Annotated in this window: 1 protein-coding gene; it reads right to left on the reverse strand. The window is 59.7% G+C overall.

The genetic code is table 11. The features are described from left to right. Positions 1–362: hypothetical protein (locus RJ05_RS33160; protein WP_156090861.1), on the reverse strand; the 362-nt coding region annotated here is incomplete at its 3' end. Between the last annotated feature and the right edge of the window lie 149 nt (positions 363–511).

Consider the following 511-nt stretch of genomic DNA (forward strand, 5'->3'; position numbering starts at 1 on the left):
ACGGGGTCAGTGATTGTGGGCAGAGCCTTGAGAGCAGCATCCAGCTGGGGACCGATGGGGTTCTCCAGGAGGAAGTTGAGCAGGTTCTGGGGCACGGGGTCGGCGTGCGAGTTGCCAATGATGTTTCCCCATGAAGCAGTGACGTTGAGAAGCTGCGTGAGCGGGTCTGGGAGAGGGGTGGAAGGCAGGGACTGCAGGCTGGTGCTGCCTTCCTCAGCGGGCGCCATGTTGAAGAGGGCAGTCTGTGCGTTGGCTGCCCATGACGCCATAGAGGTGAGCAGGTTCAGGGGCGATCCCTCTGTTGCTGCGCCATCCTTAGCCGCAAGGAAATTGGCCTGCTCTGCAAGCAGGGAGTAAATCATGCTGCCATAGTCATTGGTGGTTGTGGGAAGGTACACCGACTTGACAGACTCAAGCCTTGCTGCCTCGTCCTGGGCGTTGACAGCTCCGATAAGGCAAAGTGCCAACAGAGCCCCGGCGATACGAAGCCCGCTGGAAGCCATACTCGTCA

This window comes from Nocardia cyriacigeorgica NBRC 100375, assembly GCF_000308555.1.
GTDB lineage: Bacteria > Actinomycetota > Actinomycetes > Mycobacteriales > Mycobacteriaceae > Nocardia > Nocardia cyriacigeorgica.